Source organism: Bacteroidota bacterium (genome assembly GCA_037133915.1).
Lineage (GTDB): Bacteria > Bacteroidota > Bacteroidia > Bacteroidales > CAIWKO01 > JBAXND01.
The window spans coordinates 1-16,560 of record JBAXND010000049.1 but is presented as its reverse complement, the minus strand read 5'-3'; the positions used below and the strand labels follow the sequence as shown (position 1 = coordinate 16,560).

Below are 16,560 nucleotides of genomic sequence, written 5' to 3'. Positions count from 1 at the left end.
GCATGGAGAACAGGGCATTTACCGAAAAGATAAATTCTACACCGGTGTTTTTCATCGTAGGCCGCGAACGTTCAGGTACTACCTTACTGCGATTTTTATTTGATGCGCATCCGCAGGTGAATATCCCCATCGAATTTCATTTTATCTGGTTGCTGTTTCATAAATATCACCGTAAAAAAGTCTGGTCAGAAAAAGCATTGTTGCAGTTTTTTGAAGACCTGTGTATGCTGCCGCGCTTCGGTTTTATGAGCATAGATGCTGCAAAACTCAGAAATGACCTGCTGAAGTGTGAAGGCAACAACAGTTTCGGCTGCCTGTGTAAAGTCGTTCTCAGCAATTATATTTCGGTTTACGAAAAGGAAGAAATTACACTTTTTGGTGATAAAAGTCCTTTCTACGCCTTACAATGCAAACAATTACTGACAATATTTCCTGAAGCTAAATTCATTCACATAACGCGCGACCACCGCGATAATATGCTTTCCATGAAACGGGTGAAGTTTGAAGCGTCACTGCTCACTTCTCTTGTGTATCGATGGAAATATTACAACGACGAGGTTTTACAGATAAGCAAACAATTTCCCGAGCGGTTTGTTTCTGTTCGTTATGAAGATCTGGTCGATGCTCCCTCAGAAATGACCGCACGTTTATGTTCATTTCTCGGAATCAGATATGAACCTTCGGTTCTGGAATTTAATTTACGTGCCGAACAGTTCATGAAGCGATATCCTGTCTACGAATTCAACCGTATACATGGCAGTCTGTTCAAGCCAATCAGCACAGGCGGCATTGGCGGATGGAAAAACAAAATGAGTGCAAATGAGGTCAAACGGGCTGATGCCGTTGCAGGGAAAACGGCTGAAACATTAGGTTATGAGCTGCAATTCCCCAAGCCGGGACTATTCACAAAACTGCGTGTATTGCCGGGTAAAATTTACGGAAGGCTCTATTATGTTTATTCGGATATTGCAGAGCGCCTGCCTCTGAAAGTTAAGATATACGGAGTTTATATGCCGCTGGCACGAATTTTTAAACGGGGCTGGTACACCATGTATAAAAAGAAAAAAATGGAGGAAGCAAGAAATGGAAGGTAATTCCGTACATCTTCCGTTTTTCTGCATTGCAGGCAGAGCGCGCTCAGGAACAACACTGTTGCGTATGCTGCTCGATGGTCATCCGGAGCTTATAATTCCGCCGGAATGTGCATTTGTGCAGCATCTGCATTCAAAATTCGCAGCCGTTAAAGTATGGAACAAAGCCGCCATCAAGGAATTCATTCAGTGTCTGCATAAAGAACCCGCTTATGAATTGCTTCATGTAAACGAAGAAAAACTGGAGTCTGATATTCTGAAAGCCGGTGACAACAGTACTTACGGAGATGTATGCAAGCTCGTTTACGCAAACAGTACATCGGTCTTTACAAAAAATCACCTTCGGACTGTGGGCGATAAGAACCCGGCTTATTCATTATATCTGGAAGGTTTAACAAGTATATTTCCGGAAATTAAATTCATTCATATCACGCGTGATTACCGCGACAATATTCGTTCGATGCAGCAGGTCGATTTTGAGTCGGGCATTACCGCATCGCTTGCTTACCGCTGGAAATACTATAACAATAGAATTAATTCTTACAAAAAGAAACATCCCGAAAAATTCATGACGGTACGTTATGAGGATTTGGTAAGCGACACCGAAGGGAATATGAAGACTATCTGCCGTTTTCTGGGAATCTCCTTTTTACCTGAAATGCTTGATTTTACTGATAAAAAGGGTTCCTATTACGAACTTTATCCGCGTGAAGCGCTCAATAAATATCATAACAATCTGTTCAAGCCAATATCCGGAGTGCCCGTAAACAGATGGAAAGAGCAGATGAGTACTTTTGAAATCAGAGTAGCTGATGCAGTTGCAGGCAGTTCTGCAGAAGCGAACAGCTATGAAAGAATGTATAAGAAATTCAATCCCGTAATTTGGCTGTATGCCTTACCGGGTGTTATTTACGGAAGATTATATTTTACGTGGGGGCTTTTCATCAATATCCTCCCATGGTCGCTGAAGATGCGGCTCATACACGGAATGGCGGCAATTTTCAAACCTTACTGGAAACGATATACCGTAAAAAAAAATCAGGGAAACCGGTAGATGCGGCAATTGTCAATGTCTTCGCGTTCGTGAGGCACCGGTGAGTTCTCCACAATATTCTCAATAAGCTGCCAAACGCCATTTTCCCTATCATGTTCTTCGAGAACAGCAGTAAGAATAATGTTGTTGTTGTAGACTTTATCGGCAGCCGCTATAAGCCTTGCGGCGGTATTTTCAAATCGCTCCCGTGTGAGACCATACTTCTGATGTTCCTTTTCTTCTTCGCCCGGGCACATCACATAACCAAAACTCTTTGAAAATTCTATGGCGCGTGTATTTGAACGTATGATACGAGCATAGGTTGCTTTCCCGTTAAGGATATAGAAGCCCGCCTGACACAGCACCAACGAAACCAGTATCGGGATATGACTGTCAATGAGCCCCGGGTCGGCTATGAACATTCCGGTTTCGGAAGTGCGGGATTCCCAGTCTATGTCTTTTTCGTTAAAAAGCCCTATTTGCCTGCCTTCGAACCAGATTATGTAATAAAAATTATTGATATTGTCAATTGAGTGAAACCACGTTTCCTGCATTTCAGGAGTAATATATTCGCGGTAATTCATGTACGGTTGAATATGTGAACTGTTGCGCCACTGCCGCAGCAATTCAATATCGCCGGCTGTGATACGCCTCAACTCAACTCCGTATTTTTGCAGTTTCACTTTAAAATTCTTTTGATGTGAAACGATGGTTTCCTGTTCTGCACCATGTACAGGCGATTCAGATATTCGCCTAAAATGCCGATGCTGAACACAATGATGCTGGTCGAAAAAAGTATGGCAACAATAATGCTGGTATACCCGTGCATAGCCATGTGCATAAATTTACGAACCAGAAAATACAGCCCGAACAGAAAGCTGACGATGGATGATAAAAAGCCACCCCATATCATGATGCGCAAGGGCAGCGATGAATAATAAATCATGATATTGGCTGCAAGACCAAACAGCTTACGGCTGGAGTATGAGGATGCGGATTTCTTATGACTTTTTTCATGCTGCACCTCAACAAAACCGATATCAGAGGTGTACCACAGAAGCAGTTCATCAATAAAAACAAAATTCTGAACATGCGTCAATATCCGCTCCACCAGTGCCTTTTCAATAAGTCTGAATGACGAGCCTTCACCCGGATTTTTCGCAAGCATTTTTCCGGCTTTTTTCAGCATGCTGCTTCCGGTATTCCTGATAACCGAGTGTTGTTTTTTGGCATAATACCCATAAACAAGCGCTGTTTCGTACTCAGTATGATGTGCTATGAGCTTCAAAATTTCCTCGGGCGGTGTCTGCAGGTCGTCGTCCATGGTAATGATATATTCACCTTTGGCAAAACCGAAACCGCAGAGCGTGGCATTATGCTGACCAAAATTCCGGGACAGTGCGATTGCAGTTACCTTATCGGGATGGGCTTTCTGCAGTCTGCTTAAAGTGCTCCAGCTTGCATCGGTACTGCCGTCATCGACGAAAATTATCTCAAACTTTTTGCCTGTTGACGACATGGTTGCATCTGCCCTGCTATACGTTTCATCGAGCGTTTCAGCAGCATTTAAAACCGGGATGACCAAAGAATATACTATCTCGTCCATGGTGGTTTAAGTTAAGGTCAGTCCGCCGTCGAGTACAATAGTTGCACCGGTAACCCAGCGTGAGCCACCTGACAGCAGGTATATAGCGGCATTGGCAACATCCTCGGGCTCACCAAAACCAAATGGATATTGCTTAGAATAGGCATCCACATTTTCCTGAGATGCAATACCACCGATAAATTCATCAAATATCGGAGTTTTCACAATGGCGGGCGAAATGCAGTTTGCGCGGATTCCGCGAGGTGCCAGTTCCAGCGCCAGCACTCTGCAGAAAGCCTCGAGTCCAGCTTTTGATGCGGCATACAGCGCACCGCCATAATAGGGTTTTTCTTTTCCCGATACCGAAGAAATATAAATCAGGGAAGCTCCCTGCACAAATTTCTTTTTATGAACCAGCTGGGCACTCAGATGTATCGCGGAATACAGATTCACCGACATCATTTCATCAATCTGCTTTTGCGTAATAAATTTCACCGGGTAAGGTCTCAGAATGCCCGCGCAGTGCACCATTCCGTCGAGAGCGCCCACGGTTGCCACCAACTCTTTTATTTTATTCTCGTCGGTAAGGTCTGCCTGAAATTGCTGATGACCGGCACCTTCAAGCATTTGATATGTCTGTTGCAAGCGCTCTTCGTTGCGACCGCTGATGATAAGCGAGCCGCCCATTTTACTCACCGAAACGGCCGTTTGCCGGCCAATTCCCGATGAGGCACCTGTAACCAGAATGTGCTTTCCCGTAAGGTCAAATGGAGTACTCATTGCTGTGTATATTCAATTAGTTCAGGACAAATTATTTTATCGGTGTGCAGGATGGCGCTTCCCCACGATAAGCCGACGCCGAATCCGGAAAGCACCATCTTCAGCGGCTTTTCGCGCAGCTCCTGCCCTATTTCAGATACCATAGTTAACGGTATTGACGCGCAACTCGTATTGCCGAATCTGGTTATCGACACAGGAACTTTCTCTTTCTGCAGCTTCATCTTTCGCCTGATGGTATCGTTAATCAGCAGGTTTGCCTGGTGCAGAATCAGATAATCGGCATCTTCAATAGAGATACCTTCTTTACTCAACAATTCATTGATGTTCGGCACGACTTCGGCAAGTGCAAAATTGAAAACACGAATGCCGTCGAGTGCAAGCTGCACGCGGTGTCTGTATATTCCTTCAGATATCTTTTTATAATCGAATGACTTTTTACTGATCAGGTTCCTCATACCTCCGTCGGGAATAATGATGGCCTCATATCCCGAGCCATCGGTGCGGATATTGAATGATGTACCCGGAGTGTTTTTATTCAGTTCAAGTGCAGTGGCAGTGCCTGCATCGCCAAACAGCGGATAGGCGCTTTTGTCGCGGTACGAAGTATGCTTTGTAGAAATATCGCCCACCATCAGCAAACCTTTACCAATACCAAAAGAGCTCATCAGCCCCATTACCGACGATAATCCATAGATATACCCTGAGCAGCCCTGGTTAATATCAATGGTGTAGGTTGTTTGTGGCAGACCCATCCTGTCCTGTATGATGCAGGAAGTGGCGGGCAGCGGATAGTCGCGGCTTTGCGAAACAAATACCAGAATGCCGATTTCGCTTCGGCTCCAGCCCATATCGTCGAGCAGGCGGTTGGCAGCAGCAATTGTAAGGTCGGAAGTGGTAACGCCATCAGCCGCTACGCGACGCTTTTCAACGCCCGTGGTTTTGATAAGCAGGTTGCGTTCCTTTTCCGGAATCCATGTATAATCGTGGTTTGAAATTTCCGCTTCAGGAACACAGGCGGCAATGCCTGCCACGCGAACGCCGCTACAGGTAAAGCTTGCCATTAGTTTATGACCCTGCTTTTTATGATGTTGTAAAGATCGATAACCGTTTTCGAATTCCGAAGATCTTCAGCAGTGATGGTTACATCGTATTCGGTAGAAATCATTGCAATAATGATGAGGGCATTCACCGAATTCCAGTCAAACATTTCTCTGAAATTGCTTTCCGGCTTCAGCAAGCCGGGCTTCAGGTCTTCAAATTCGGCTTCTATCTGTTTGATGAATTCTGATATTTCCATATTAAGTACTTATTTAGGAAAACAAAAGTAATTCATGCCCGCTCCAAATCAAAATCATTTTTTTGGCAGACCGATTTGCCGGATGGGACTCAGAAAGGAGGCAAATCAACTATAATAGTATAAGCGGTCAATGATTTGTCTGTACTTCAGCTCTATCACTCCGCGTTTCAGGCTCATCTTGGGCGTCATTTCACCGGTTTCAATGCCCCAGCAATCGTGAAGCAGTGCAAAGCGACCAATCATTTCGGTTTCAAAAACGAATCTGTTATAATCTTCAATCAGGTTGCTATAAAAGGCAATCACTTTATCGTCGGAAATCACCTCTTCAATATTTTCAAAGGTAACACCATTCGCGCTGCACCAGGCTTGTAAAAATACAGGTTCAGGTATAAGCAGTGCCACCAGAAAATTTTTATTTGCACCGGTAACAAAAGCATAAGAAAGTGCTCCGGTCTGTTTAAGCTTGTTTTCAATAGATTCAGGGGAAACATACATGCCGGAAGATGTTTTAAAAACATCCTTTTTCCGTCCTGTGATTTTCAGAAAACAGCCGTCTACAATTATACCGATATCGCCTGTATGGAAATACCCGTCGGCATCAATAACTTCCGCCGTAACATCAGGATTTTTATAATACCCTTTCATCACGGTTGAGCCTTTGACCAGTATTTCGCCGTCGTCGGCAATTTTCACATCCACGCCTTCAAGTATTTTGCCGATGGTCCCCAGACGGTAATTTTTCGAATGATTGTTAGAAATCACCGGCGATGTTTCCGTAAGCCCGTATCCCTCCAGCACCTTTATTCCCATTGCCCAGTATGCGCACAGAATTTTTTCCTGAAGAGCGGCACCACCGCATACCATTGTTTTAAGCCTTCCGCCCAGATTACGTTTCCATTTACAGAAAACAAAAGCATCCGCTATCTGCTGTTTCATTCTATACCATAACGATGGCTTGCCATTGATGGGGTAGGTTTCAGCAACTCTGTGGGCAAAATTGAACATCATACGTTTGAAGCCCGTCAAGTTTCTGCCGCTTTCAACAAATGCGCCGTAGGTTTTTTCCAGCAGCAGCGGCACCGTAGTCATAAAGCCGGGTTTTACATCGGCAAAATTCCCTGTAATGCCGCCCAGACTTTCGGCAAAATAAACACTCATCCCAAGGTACACATACATATACACAAAAGACCGTTCAAGAATGTGACTCAGCGGCAGATAACTCAACACATGAGTACCTTCACAAATATCGTAACAGCCGGATATCCGGGTAACATTATCAATGATGTTCCGATGTGTCAGCATCACACCTTTAGGTCTGTTCGTGGTGCCTGATGTGTATATAATGGTGGCCACATCGTCGGTGTCCACTTCCGCTTTGCGCGATTCAAGCAGGTGAATATTGCCGGAAGCACTTGCTTTGCGAAGCATATCCGAAAAAATAAAGGCACCGTTTATGTGGTCAAATGAACAGACAGTTTTAAGCAATGGCGCATGAACCGCAATGCTTCGGACCTTGTTATACAAATACTTATTTGCAACGAAAATCCAGCTCACTTCTGCCTCATTCAGAATAAAAATCAGATCGCTTTCGCTCACCGAAGGATTGATTGGAACGTGCACACAGCCGGCCAACATGATTCCCATGTCGACTACACTCCATTCGGGGCGGCTGTTGGAAAGGGTTGCAATATTGTCGCCAACAGAAATTCCCGCATCAATCAAAGAGAGCGCAACAAGGTTTGCTTGTTCTTTCCATTCAGGACCAGACAGATTCACCCATTCGCCGCTTTTCTTTCCCGAAAGGGCAACCTTTTTATTGTATCCGGAAATAGAATAATCCAAAAGATCAAATAGGCGGCTAATCTGTTCCATGAAAAATATAAGTCTCTGTTTTTAGCAAGTCAAAGATATAGAAATAGCCATGACTGAAGTCAGCAAAAAAAGATGATTTGAGGCAGTTTACAGAATTATCGGAATTTCCATTTAAGAATACTCTGAGTTTGCAGGTTACTACAGTAAAAATGCGTTAAGCTCACCGAAAAAATAATTGCACTGTTATTGTTCCAATATGGCTTAACAATTAATCAGACCAACTATTTTTTCCAGGAAATGCGCATCGGTATCATCGAATGAATTCAACTCTTTACTGTCCACATCAAGCACTGCGATGACTTCACCTTTTGAATTTCTCACCGGAACCACAATCTCGGATTTTGAACGGGAGTCGCAGGCAATATGACCGGGAAACAGGTGAACGTCGGGAACAACAATGGTTTCATTACGACGTATTCCCGCCCAGCACACGCCGGTATTTTTTTGCAGTACCTGACAAGCCACAGGTCCCTGGTATGGTCCAACAATTAATTCATGTTCTACCATCCGGTAAAATCCGCACCAAAAGAAGTAATCCATTTTATGGTGAAGCACTGCACTGATGGTGGCCATCTGCGCAGTGATATCATCGCTCTTCTTTAATAATTCATCCAGTTGAGAGACGATTCGGCTGTAGCGACCGGTCTTTTTATCCGTGTCCATGGGTGAAAATGCCATTACTGTTTTATAAATTTTCCAAATGCGGTTGCATCCGTGTTTATATCGGTTATGTGGATTACATAAATGCCGGGTGCAAAACCTGAGACAGAAAGCTTCTCATGATTGGTGATGTTTGATTTTTCCAATATTACCCGTCCTTCTATATCCAAAATAGTCATCTTATATTCACCGTTTGTGAGGTCTATATTCAAAAAATCGCTCACGGGGTCCGGGTAAACAGAGAAGACCAGCTGCGGCAACTCATCTTCAACACCTGTAAGAATAGTTCCATTGTAGCGAGCTACTGCAAAATCAACATTCGATGCGCCATTTGCTCTGCCGGCAACCACAATTTTTCCGTCGGGCTGAAGCGCTGCATCAACGCCGTAGGCATCGGGCGAACCAACCGTTGTTGTAACCAGACCGCCTGTACCAAAAGCATTATCGAGCACACCGGCAGCTGAAAAGCGTGCAAGTGCAAAAGCCTTCACCGAGCCGTTGTCTGAATAGCCTGCCGCAACTATCTGACCATTGGGTTGTATCAAAAGACTGTATGCTTCGTCATTATTTCCCGAGAAATCGGTAAGTACTCTGCCACCCGTTCCGAAAGCCGGATCGGCAGCGCCGGTAGTATCGGTGCGGATAATTAAGAAATTACGGTTCGTTGTTCCAAGGCTGTTGTATCCACTGCAAAGAATGTGTCCGTCACTTTGTCTCTCTACGGAGAAAAAAACGTTGGACTGCCCGGTGCTGGCGGTCTGTGCAATGCCGCCCGTGCCAAAAGTATTGTCGAGTGTTCCGTTCGGAAGATACCTTATTAATACGGCTCTGAGGTCGGAGCCGGCAATAGAATAGCCTGCAACGAGTATTTTTCCGTTTGGCTGAAGAGTAATTGACCATGCGTCATCATCGCCGGTACCGACGGGTGTGGTTAGTTTTCCGGATGTACCAAAGCCCGGATCGATAGCGCCGTTAGAAAGAAAGCGGGCCAGTGCGATATCAGTATTTGAGCCGTTACCTGCCGAACCGGCCACAAGAATTTTTTGGTCGGGCTGGATACACACGGCATGAGCCACATCCTGAGCTGTTCCAATGGCCAGACTCAGCTTGCCATCGCTGTCGAAGGTTACATCAAGTGCGCCGGTGGTGTCATAACGTGCCAGTGCAAAATCATAATTCGATCCATTATTATAATAGCCGGCAAGAACTATTTTCCCGTCTGTTTGGCGCGCGGCAGCGTAGGCGCCGCCTTCCATTCCCATCGGAGTAATCACCTTGCCGGAGGTACCAAAACCCGCATCGAGTGTTCCGTCAGGCAGTAAGCGTTCCAGTGAAAAATTCCATTTTGTGTCGTAACTGCGGCCTGCCACAATAATTTTCCCATTGGGCTGAAGCAATACCGAGCGACCCCAGTCGTCGCCACCTGAAAGGTCGTTAACATTATAACCAGTTGTATTGAACGTGCCATCGAGCGCACCAGGGGTTTGGGCATACAATCCCAGAACAGATAGAATCAGAGTCACAGCAAAGGTCAGAGTTTTCATTACTTCCTGAATTAATTGAAATTGATTTTGATTTTAGCTTCGCCCCAATACAGGCAATCATCACTTTGAGTGACAAATATAAGATAGTTATGAAATAATACAAGAACCTTTGGCTAGAAAAATCTGACAATCATAAAACCGAGAAAGGTTGCCGCAAGTCCCAGAACCACGCTTGCTGAAATATAATATCCGGCATTCAGCAGTTGTCCGTCGCGCAGCATACTGATTGTTTCGTTTGAAAACGCTGAGAACGTAGTGAACCCACCAAGCAATCCTGTAGCGAGAAACATCTTCCATTCATGGCCCATATTGCTTTTGTCGCTGATGCCAAAAACGATTCCGATAAGCAAACAACCAATGAGGTTCACTCCGAGTGTACCAAACGGAAAGGCAGTGGTTGAGCGTGTTTGAATAAATTGAGAAAGCAGATAGCGTGATACGCCTCCAATAAAACTCCCCGACCCGATTGCTAAAATAACCTTCATGAACAGCTATATGAAACAGGTCGCAAAAGTACAAAAAAATTCAGGCTCTCAGCTAAAACCTCCGGCAACAAGCAGGTCACGCTTATTAACGCAGATAGCAGGCGTTTGTGTGTGGTTAAAGATAAGATGCATATCCAGCGAGCTGATTCTTGAAAATAGTTTTTTAGTACGGTTAAGTATAATGTAGAGATCAGAATTAACTGTTTTGCCAAATGCAATGGTTTCATCTGCAAAATCATCGAGGCTCCCGGTGGCAAGGTTTGTAGTATATTCTACATGATGGCGGTCAAAGAAGTTTTCAACCTGCTCTACCATTTTAATCTGCTTGTATTGTTTTTCCTTCAGCGGTATCGCCGAAGGCTTCACCGAGAATATATGAACGGTAGCTCCGGTAGCTTTTGCAATTGCCGTTGCCCAGCCCACTTTTTGCAGGCTGTCGGCAGCATCATCCAACGGGAAAAGGATGTTTTTGTACGGGCTAAATACAGCGCCCTTTTGAATTACAAATACCGGAACCGGCGATTTGGTAACAACCTTCATGATGCTTGAAGCCCTGCGTTTCGGTTCCTCAATGCCGAGCACCATACAAGCAACGTTCAACGAATCGGCCAGTTTGCGCATCTTCAGAATTGACACATTTTTAATAACAACTTCAGTATCCTGAGAATGTTCCTTCCTGAACTTGTCGGCCATTTCCTCAAGAAAAGCTTTGAGTCCTCCCATATTCAGGCGATTTTTTCTCATGTATGCCTTAGTTCCGGGATCAAGAATGTTTAACAATTTAATCGAATAGCCAAACAACCTGGCAATGCCGACCATATGCTCCTGTGCGCAGTCCGATACTCCCGAGAAGTCATAAGGGAACAATATGGACCTGTTAGATTTCACTTCCATAATAGTTTAATAATTTACCTTCTAAAGATATATACAACAGCAAGCGAATGCAAGTATTTTTGCAATTATTTAGATATTTTTTTTAATAAAATAAGCCCGGCATTCGCCAGGCTTACAGTATCAATACTTATAAATACATGATAATTATCAATTATCAATCAATGATTTGAAATTAATTTCCAAACCAGTGTAAAGTTGTGAGCTCACGTGGGTTCACGCACATCACGGGCACCTGCTGCTGGTTGAATATCATTTGTTCATCTTCGGGTTCAACAACAAAGTTAAGGGCGCCCGGGTTTGTCATCACCATAATAAGATCGGCCTTGGTATATTGAGCGTAACTGAGAGTATGTTTGCTGAAGTTACCACCCTTTTCAGCCGGAACGAGCAGGTACTCGATATTATTTTCATCCAGCGTATCGGTAATCTGATTGACGATGCCGCGCAATTTTATCTGAAGTTCTTCGGCAGCATCCTGTTTCATGAACAGATGAATCTTTGAATTAAAGACTTTTGCAATCATAACAGCCCATTTCACTTTTTGGCGAACTTCAGCGGTTGTGCTGACCGGGAAAATAATATTCTTGTAACCGTTTTCGAATTTTGTTCCTTTCTGAATCACGATGACGGGTGCAAAGGCACTGAGAATAACCTTCAGGGCAAAACTTCCCGTGAGGTGTTGCTGAATACCGACTTTTCCGTGAGTACCGAGAACGATGAGACTTGAACCAATTTCCTGTGCCACCTCACTGATGGTTGTAAATATAGATCCTTCGCGGGAAATCACCTGAATGTCGAAATCGTATTTTTCTTTAATACTGAGTGTAATATCTTTCAATTTATCCTGAACTGCGTCTACTCCACGACTTTCTTTTTTGAGTTGTGAAACCGTTTCTTTATTGATTACATGGAGCACCGAAACCTTGAACTTTAAAAATTTCGCCATTTCAACGGCATGCGTAATTGCATTGTAACATACTTCCGAAAAATCAGTCGGAACGAGAATCATTTCTTTCATCAATTTTTCCATAATTTCATTTAATTGGTTGAATCCTGCTTTTACAAAAATCAAAGATAATAAAACAAATTATTCGCCGAGTAAATCTTTGATGAGCCTGATATTTTTCTGTTTTCCTTCTTCATTACTTTTCTGTGCCGATTCAGTATAGAACCGATGTCCTGATAAAAATGCCAGTTGATAGCGGTACCAATCTTTTTGGGTAAATTCTTTGACTCCCAAAAGTTGCCATTCAAGCCTGAGTTTTTGAGCAATAATAAAATAATCCTGGCGACCCAGATAATCCAAATCGGCATCACGGATTATTTTTTCGCAATCATCTGCCGGATTCTGCTCAATAACAGTGGCTAAAATAATTGAGCAAATTTTTTCTATGTCAACCGGAGTATAGTTATAACCGGGAAGTATCCTTCGGGCAATCTCTATAGAGGCAACTTCATGTCCTTTATAGGTTTGAATCATACCCGAATCGTGAAGCACAGCCGCGGTCTTCAAATAAATGATTTGATTCTCGCCCATATTCTCAGCACGCGCAATTCTTTCGGCAGCAGCCAGAACATCAAGGGTATGGCTCACGGAATGATAGTGATAAGATGCAGGAATTTCTTTTTCCAGCAAGTCAAGAATGAATTGCTTTACAGAGTCGAATTTCATTCGAAAATCTTTATGCAATGATATGATTTTTTTATGATTCGACTGATAGATTTATCCAAAAAACATATATAGGTCTTTTGACCTGAAAACGGGGGTATTTTAACGTCTTCCCGGCATTTTTCTAATTATTTATTAATCGAAATTGTAACTTGTCGACGATTTTTAGCGTTTAATCGATAATTAATTGTATTTAATATGAATTATTTAAAAATTGTTGATAATTTAACTGAAGCTATTCCTCTAAATATCAACACGATTAGTAATACATTGTCGACGAACAATGATTTACAATCGACGAAATTATATTTTAAGCACACTAAATAGTATTTTTGTATAATATTATGTATAAATAATGCCGATGAGTACAAAATTACATTTCAACCCAATATACGATCCATCCAAGAAATCAATTTTTCATTTCAGAACCGTTCAGGATATGGAAAAATTTACGTTCACAGGTAATTCAATGCCTGTTTTATTCGATACACAGTGTTTTTCGGGCATGCGCAGCGTGGCCAAAAAATCCTGCAACTGGGCGTTCACTGCGCTTTTGGTCGTCATTTCGACGCTTTTCCTGACATCGGGAAATGAATCGTACGGGCAGTGTCAATCCGGAACACCCGGGGCAACTGTTGTCTTTACCGGCCTGCCGGCAGGAAGTTACACTTCTCCGGTAATCACGCGAAATAAGACCTGCTGCAGTCTGAGTAACGTGAAGTGTGTAAAATTCGACGTTACGCTTGACGCTGATGCCATGGGATTGATATTCAATATTGCATCAGGTTCGCTTCCCGGCACCACCACTTACCAGGCAGGTTGCGGTACAAATATCACTCTTGGCAGCCCTGCCTGTTTGAGCGGTACCGGACCTTTCAGCATTACGTTTTGTGCAAGCACAGCCGGAACGAATTCGTATTCCATTGTTTCCCTGCCCAGACCGAAAGTTCAGCAGGTGGTATACGGCTCAACCGACTGCGGTGCAAAAATTAAAATTGCCGGATTGACCCGTTCAAGCATTACATGGACAGACATAACCGGTGGCGGAACCTACAACTCATTTCTCAACTGTACTTCAGGCTGCGATTCCATAACAGTAAGCACCGGCACAGGTTTCCCTGCATACGTCGACTATAAAGTGAGTGGAAACGTTACGTATTCTTCATGCTTTGGCGCATCAACATTTTCCGATACAGTAAGAGTTTATAAAACAACAAATCTGAGTGTTTCTGTCACTCCCTCAAGTGCAACGGCATGTTCATCGCCGGGTGCGCTGCTTACCGGAAGCTTTACCGGAGGCGCCTCCCCTTTTCATTATTACTGGACGAATGGTTCAAACGGCACAGGCAGTGTTGTTGCAAACAATTCATATACGTACACTGCTACAACTTCGGGTACCTACTCGTTTGTAGTTGAAGACAGCCGTTATCCGGGATGCTCTGCCAAATATGCGAATGCGAGTGTAACGATAACAGCCGGACCGTCATTATCCGTGTTGCCATTTGATCCGCAAGTTTGCGCAGGTACACCGGTAACACTGACAGCGTCAGGAGCGAACTCATACAGTTGGGCTCCTGCCACCGGTTTATCCGCCACAAGCGGTGCAACTGTAACTGCATCAAACCTTGTAAATACAACCTATACCATTACCGGCACTTCCAACGGATGTACCGCCACCACCACCATCAATTATATCTCAATAACACCTCCGATCGTTGAAGCCGGTAGTCCTGACACTATCTGCAAAGGCTCTTCGATCACGCTTCATGGTTCCGGCGGAACAATTTACAGCTGGTCACCCACAACAGGACTCAGCAGCCCTTCAGTTGCGAATCCTGTCGCCACACCACTTGTAACAACCACCTATGTTTTGCACGGATGGTCACCCAGCGGACAGGTTATCAATAACGGAAATTTCAGCGCGGGAAACACAGGCTTCTGGAGCAGTTATATCTACCAGTCAAACCTTATCCCTGAAGGCGATTATTACATCGGGACCAACCCGAATACGTATCATTCGAATTTCTCACCCTGCACTGACCATACAACAGGTACGGGAAATATGATGATTATCAACGGCGCTCCGACTGCCAATGTTACGGTGTGGTGCCAGACCATAGCCACCATTCCCGGTGTAGACTATGCATTTTCAACCTGGGTAACAAGTGTGCATCCGACATCGCCTGCAGTACTTCAGTTCTCAATCAATGGAGTCCTTCTGGGGTCACCCTTCACCGCACCTGCCACAACCTGTCAGTGGACACAATTCTACGCCCTTTGGAATGCAGGCAGCAATACCACCGCCACAATTTGTATCGTCAATCAGAATACTGCCCTTACCGGGAACGACTTCGCACTTGACGATATCAACTTTTCACCGTATTGCGACGCCGTGGATTCTGTAAAGATTACGGTATCAAATCCCACCATTACAATCAGCAGTACCAACGTAAAATGCGCCGGCGGCAACAATGGTTCGGCAAGTGCAAGCGCCAGCGGTGGAATCCCGGGATATAGCTACCATTGGTCGAATGGCTCAAGCAGTTCTGCAATCAGCAACCTTATTGCGGGTACTTATACCGTAACCGCAACAGATGCAAATTCATGTACTGCTACAGCATCGGTTACCATCACACAACCGGCACCTTTGTCTGGAACAATATCATCATCCAATGTAAAATGTAATGGTGGAAATTCAGGTTCGGCAAGTATTTCAGCAACAGGCGGAACATCACCATACAATTATAACTGGTCGAATGGAACAACGGCTGCAGCGAACACAAACTTAGTTATTGGCACTTACACCGTGACTATAACTGATGCGAATTCATGCACTGCCACAGCATCAATTACTATAACGCAACCTTCGGCATTAAGCGTAACAACATCGTCAACGAATGTAAAATGTAACGGCGGGAATTCAGGCTCGGCAAGCGTTTCAGCAAGCGGTGGAACATCACCTTATACTTATACATGGTCGAATGGAACAACAACTGCAGCAAACAATAATTTAGTTGCAGGAACTTATTCAGTAACTGTAACAGACGCCAATTCATGCACAGCTACAGCCTCGGTTACCGTAACACAGCCTACAGTCCTGACAGCCTCAACAACAATTACAAATGGTAATTGTAACGGTGGAAACACGGGCTCAGCAAGCGCGAGTGCGGCGGGAGGAACACCGGCATACAGCTATCACTGGTCGAACGGACTCAATGTATCAACCTTCAGCAACCTGCCGGCAGGAAGCTATTCAGTTACAGTTACCGACGCAAACTCATGTACCGCCACAGCATCCGTAACTATTTCTCAACCGACTGCCATTACAACAACCACTACATCTACCAATGTAAAATGTAACGGTGGGAACTCAGGCTCGGCAAGCGTTGCAGCAACCGGCGGAACATCACCTTATAATTACAACTGGTCGAACGGAACTAGCACAGCAGCAAACAATAACCTGATTGCCGGAACTTACACAGTAACCGTTTCAGATGCCAATTCATGTACTGCTACTGCATCGGTTACCGTAACACAGCCTTCTGCCCTTTCACTGACAACTTCTTCAACCAATGTTAAATGTAATGGTGGAAACTCAGGTTCGGCAAGCGTTTCAGCAACCGGCGGAACATCACCTTACGGTTATAACT

15 protein-coding genes are annotated in these 16,560 nt (G+C 44.2%); 3 read left to right on the top strand and 12 right to left on the bottom strand.

What is annotated here, in order from left to right:
* Positions 1-2: 2 nt before the first annotated feature.
* Both WCM76_13775 and WCM76_13770 read left to right on the top strand, forming a co-directional pair.
* Positions 3-1,094 (top strand): sulfotransferase, encoded by a 1,092-nt coding sequence (locus tag WCM76_13775; protein ID MEI6766698.1) that lies wholly within the window; start codon positions 3-5, stop codon positions 1,092-1,094.
* Positions 1,084-2,145: a sulfotransferase gene (locus tag WCM76_13770; protein ID MEI6766697.1), complete on the top strand. Its 1,062-nt coding sequence runs from the start codon at positions 1,084-1,086 to the stop codon at positions 2,143-2,145. Before WCM76_13775 ends, WCM76_13770 begins: the two co-directional genes overlap by 11 nt.
* Here the strand turns inward: WCM76_13770 and WCM76_13765 are convergent.
* From WCM76_13765 to WCM76_13710, 12 genes are all read right to left on the bottom strand, one after another.
* Positions 2,130-2,807 (bottom strand): GNAT family N-acetyltransferase, encoded by a 678-nt coding sequence (locus WCM76_13765; protein ID MEI6766696.1) that lies wholly within the window; start codon positions 2,805-2,807, stop codon positions 2,130-2,132. The genes WCM76_13770 and WCM76_13765 overlap by 16 nt on opposite strands.
* Positions 2,804-3,730, bottom strand: a complete 927-nt coding sequence (locus tag WCM76_13760; protein MEI6766695.1) for a glycosyltransferase family 2 protein — start codon at positions 3,728-3,730, stop codon at positions 2,804-2,806. Before WCM76_13760 ends, WCM76_13765 begins: the two co-directional genes overlap by 4 nt.
* A gap of 6 nt (positions 3,731-3,736) precedes the next feature.
* A complete protein-coding gene (locus tag WCM76_13755; GenBank protein ID MEI6766694.1) occupies positions 3,737-4,489 on the bottom strand; it encodes an SDR family oxidoreductase in 753 nt (250 codons plus the stop codon).
* The gene (locus WCM76_13750) at positions 4,486-5,550 is read right to left on the bottom strand and encodes a ketoacyl-ACP synthase III (protein MEI6766693.1); all 1,065 of its coding nucleotides are present in this window, start codon (positions 5,548-5,550) and stop codon (positions 4,486-4,488) included. The genes WCM76_13755 and WCM76_13750 overlap by 4 nt, the downstream gene beginning before the upstream one ends.
* Entirely contained in the window at positions 5,550-5,786 is a 237-nt protein-coding gene (locus WCM76_13745; GenBank protein MEI6766692.1) for an acyl carrier protein, read from the bottom strand. Before WCM76_13745 ends, WCM76_13750 begins: the two co-directional genes overlap by 1 nt.
* A 105-nt stretch (positions 5,787-5,891) precedes the next feature.
* Entirely contained in the window at positions 5,892-7,658 is a 1,767-nt protein-coding gene (locus tag WCM76_13740; GenBank protein ID MEI6766691.1) for a long-chain fatty acid--CoA ligase, read from the bottom strand.
* A gap of 201 nt (positions 7,659-7,859) precedes the next feature.
* Complete coding sequence (locus tag WCM76_13735; protein ID MEI6766690.1) at positions 7,860-8,336, bottom strand: GAF domain-containing protein; 477 nt, start codon at positions 8,334-8,336, stop codon at positions 7,860-7,862.
* On the bottom strand, positions 8,336-9,862 hold the full coding sequence (locus WCM76_13730; protein ID MEI6766689.1) for a T9SS type A sorting domain-containing protein: 1,527 nt from the start codon (positions 9,860-9,862) through the stop codon (positions 8,336-8,338). The genes WCM76_13735 and WCM76_13730 overlap by 1 nt, the downstream gene beginning before the upstream one ends.
* Positions 9,863-9,975: 113 nt before the next feature.
* On the bottom strand, positions 9,976-10,347 hold the full coding sequence (gene crcB / locus WCM76_13725; GenBank protein ID MEI6766688.1) for a fluoride efflux transporter CrcB: 372 nt from the start codon (positions 10,345-10,347) through the stop codon (positions 9,976-9,978).
* A 48-nt stretch (positions 10,348-10,395) separates the two neighbouring features.
* The gene (locus tag WCM76_13720) at positions 10,396-11,241 is read right to left on the bottom strand and encodes a universal stress protein (GenBank protein ID MEI6766687.1); all 846 of its coding nucleotides are present in this window, start codon (positions 11,239-11,241) and stop codon (positions 10,396-10,398) included.
* Between the two features lie 172 nt (positions 11,242-11,413).
* A complete protein-coding gene (locus tag WCM76_13715) occupies positions 11,414-12,271 on the bottom strand; it encodes a universal stress protein (protein MEI6766686.1) in 858 nt (285 codons plus the stop codon).
* Positions 12,272-12,328: 57 nt separating this feature from the next.
* Positions 12,329-12,913 (bottom strand): HD domain-containing protein, encoded by a 585-nt coding sequence (locus WCM76_13710; GenBank protein ID MEI6766685.1) that lies wholly within the window; start codon positions 12,911-12,913, stop codon positions 12,329-12,331.
* Positions 12,914-13,271: 358 nt separating this feature from the next.
* Here WCM76_13710 and WCM76_13705 point away from each other — a divergent pair.
* On the top strand, positions 13,272-16,560 hold a 3,289-nt coding region (locus tag WCM76_13705; protein ID MEI6766684.1), incomplete at its 3' end, for a hypothetical protein.

Excerpts from the sequence above, each read along its gene's own strand:
- WCM76_13775 (MEI6766698.1), top strand. The coding sequence starts at position 3 with ATGGAGAACAGGGCATTTACCGAAAAGATAAATTCTACACCGGTGTTT.
- WCM76_13770 (MEI6766697.1), top strand. The coding sequence starts at position 1,084 with ATGGAAGGTAATTCCGTACATCTTCCGTTTTTCTGCATTGCAGGCAGA.
- WCM76_13760 (MEI6766695.1), bottom strand. The coding sequence starts at position 3,730 with ATGGACGAGATAGTATATTCTTTGGTCATCCCGGTTTTAAATGCTGCT.
- WCM76_13755 (MEI6766694.1), bottom strand. The coding sequence starts at position 4,489 with ATGAGTACTCCATTTGACCTTACGGGAAAGCACATTCTGGTTACAGGT.
- WCM76_13750 (MEI6766693.1), bottom strand. The coding sequence starts at position 5,550 with ATGGCAAGCTTTACCTGTAGCGGCGTTCGCGTGGCAGGCATTGCCGCC.
- WCM76_13745 (MEI6766692.1), bottom strand. The coding sequence starts at position 5,786 with ATGGAAATATCAGAATTCATCAAACAGATAGAAGCCGAATTTGAAGAC.
- WCM76_13740 (MEI6766691.1), bottom strand. The coding sequence starts at position 7,658 with ATGGAACAGATTAGCCGCCTATTTGATCTTTTGGATTATTCTATTTCC.
- WCM76_13735 (MEI6766690.1), bottom strand. The coding sequence starts at position 8,336 with ATGGCATTTTCACCCATGGACACGGATAAAAAGACCGGTCGCTACAGC.
- WCM76_13730 (MEI6766689.1), bottom strand. The coding sequence starts at position 9,862 with ATGAAAACTCTGACCTTTGCTGTGACTCTGATTCTATCTGTTCTGGGA.
- crcB (MEI6766688.1), bottom strand. The coding sequence starts at position 10,347 with ATGAAGGTTATTTTAGCAATCGGGTCGGGGAGTTTTATTGGAGGCGTA.
- WCM76_13720 (MEI6766687.1), bottom strand. The coding sequence starts at position 11,241 with ATGGAAGTGAAATCTAACAGGTCCATATTGTTCCCTTATGACTTCTCG.
- WCM76_13715 (MEI6766686.1), bottom strand. The coding sequence starts at position 12,271 with ATGGAAAAATTGATGAAAGAAATGATTCTCGTTCCGACTGATTTTTCG.
- WCM76_13710 (MEI6766685.1), bottom strand. The coding sequence starts at position 12,913 with ATGAAATTCGACTCTGTAAAGCAATTCATTCTTGACTTGCTGGAAAAA.